Genomic DNA, 2,446 nt, shown 5'->3' with positions numbered 1-2,446 from the left:
GAGGCCAGCGCCGTCGGCGTCTGCCTGCACCTGACCGACCGGGATTCGATCGCCAGCACCCATCGCGGCCACGGCCATTGCATCGCCAAGGACTGCGACCCCGCGGCGATGATGAAGGAGATCTACGGCCGCAAGGACGGGCTGTGCGGCGGCAAGGGCGGGTCGATGCACATCGCCGACCTGTCCAAGGGCATGATGGGCGCCAACGGCATCGTCGGCGGCGGCCCGCCGCTGATCTGCGGCGCCGCGCTGGCCGCCAAGACGCTGGGCACCGGCGGTGTCGCCGTGTCCTTCACCGGCGACGGCGGCTCGAACCAGGGCACCACCTGCGAGGCGCTGAACCTGGCCACGGTGTGGAAGCTGCCGGCGATCTTCGTGTTCGAGAACAACGGCTATGCCGAGGCGACGTCGAGCAAGTTCTCGGTCAGCTGCCAGGACATCGTCGACCGGGCCCATGCCTTCGGCATGCCCGGCATCCAGGTCGACGGCCATGATTTCTTCGCGGTGTGGGAGGCGGCGCGCGAGGCGGTCGACCGCGCCCGCTCTGGCGGAGGCCCGACCCTGATCGAGGTCAAGCTGAACCGCTATTACGGCCATTTCGAAGGCGACGCCCAGACCTACCGCGCCCCCGGTGAGGTCGATGCCATCCGAGCCCAGCGCGACAGCCTGGACATGTTCCGCAACCGGGTGACCGAAGCCGGTTTGCTGGAGGGCAGCCAGCTCGACGCCATCGACGCCGAGATCCGGCAGGAGATCGAGCGCGCGGTGGTCGACGCCAAGGCCGCGCCGGTGCCCGGTCCGGCCGATCTGCTGACCGACGTCTACGTCTCGTATTGAGGGGGGCAGGCCATGTCCAAGAAAAGCTTCCGCCAGGCGATCAACGAGGCGCTGGCCCAGGAGATGCGGCGCGACCCGCGCGTGATCCTGATGGGCGAGGACATCTCCGGCGGCTCCGGCGCGCCGGGCGAACAGGACGCCTGGGGCGGGCCGCTCGGCGTCACCAAGGGGCTGCACAAGGAGTTCGGCCCCAGCCGGGTGCTCGACACCCCGATCACCGAAAGCGCCTTCATCGGTGCCGCGGCCGGGGCGGCGGCCAGTGGTCTCAGGCCCGTGGCCGAGCTGATGTTCGTCGACTTCATGGGCGTCTGCTTCGACCAGATCTTCAACCAGGCCGCCAAGTTCCGCTACATGTTCGGCGGCAAGGCGGTGACGCCGCTGACCATCCGCACCATGTACGGCGCCGGCTTCCGCGCCGCGGCGCAGCACAGCCAGTGCCTGTACCCGCTATTCACCCATATCCCCGGCCTGAAATGCGTCATCCCGTCCTCGCCCTATGAGGCCAAGGGCCTGCTGATCCAGGCGATCCGCGACGATGACCCGGTGATCTTCTTCGAGCACAAGGTGCTGTACGACATGGAGGAGGAGGTGCCGGACGAGCCCTACACCATCCCCTTCGGCGAGGCGAATTTGGTGCGCGAGGGCGAGGACGTCACCATCGTCGCCATCGGCCGCATGGTGCAGATGGCCAAAGCGGCGGCCGACATGCTGGCCAAGGAAGGCATCGACTGCACCATCATCGACCCGCGCACGACCTCTCCCCTCGACCTCGACACCATCCTGGAAAGCGTCGAGGAGACCGGGCGGCTGGTGGTGGTGGACGAAGCCAGCCCGCGCTGCAACATGGCGACCGACATCTCCGCCCAGGTGGCGGACCATGCCTTCGCCAGCCTGAAGGCGCCGATCAAGATGGTGTCGCCACCGCACACGCCGGTGCCCTTCGCGGCCGCGCTGGAAGACCTCTACGTGCCGAATGCCGACAAGGTGGCAGCGGCGGTGCGCGCGGTGATGGGCGCGCCGGGCCGGCGGGAGGCCGCGGAATGACGGGCACGATTCATCCCATCACCATGCCGAAATGGGGCCTGGCGATGACCGAAGGCCTGCTCGCCGCCTGGACCGCGGCGGAGGGCGCGCGGATCGAGCCGGGCACCGAAATCGTCGACATCGAGACCAGCAAGATCACCAACGCGCTGGAATCCCAGGTCGCCGGCACGCTGCGCCGGCGGGTGGCGGAGGAGGGGCAGACCCTGCCGGTCGGCGCCCTGCTCGGTGTCGTGGTCGAGGGCGAGGTCGACGACGGCGAACTCGATCGCTTCATCGCGGCGTTCCAGGCCGAGGCCGCGGCGGCGGCCGAAAGCGCGGCCCCGCCGCCGGAGCCGAAGATCGTCCAGGCCGGCGGCCGGGCGATCCGGGCGCTGGTGACGGGCGAGGGCGACGGCACGCCGGTCGTGCTGATCCACGGCTTCGGCGGCGACCTCAACAACTGGCTGTTCACCCAGCCGGCGCTGACGGGACGGCCGGTCCATGCCATCGACCTGCCCGGCCATGGCGGCTCGGGCAAGGATGTCGGCGCCGGCGACCTCGCGGCGCTGTCCGGGGTGGTGCTGGC

At 69.8% G+C, this 2,446-nt stretch carries 3 protein-coding genes; all 3 read left to right on the top strand.

The window, feature by feature from the left end:
- Positions 1–837: thiamine pyrophosphate-dependent dehydrogenase E1 component subunit alpha (locus AC3XYG_RS17865; RefSeq protein ID WP_489141201.1), on the top strand; the 837-nt coding region annotated here is incomplete at its 5' end.
- 12 nt (positions 838–849) lie between these two features.
- Positions 850–1,881, top strand: coding sequence for an alpha-ketoacid dehydrogenase subunit beta (locus tag AC3XYG_RS17860; RefSeq protein ID WP_489141200.1), 1,032 nt, complete (start codon positions 850–852; stop codon positions 1,879–1,881).
- Positions 1,878–2,446: alpha/beta fold hydrolase (locus AC3XYG_RS17855; RefSeq protein WP_489141199.1), on the top strand; the 569-nt coding region annotated here is incomplete at its 3' end. The genes AC3XYG_RS17860 and AC3XYG_RS17855, both read left to right, overlap by 4 nt.

Source organism: Inquilinus sp., from assembly GCF_057815775.1.
The sequence above is the reverse complement of the archived record's forward strand: the minus strand, read 5'-3'. Positions and strand labels throughout refer to the sequence as shown.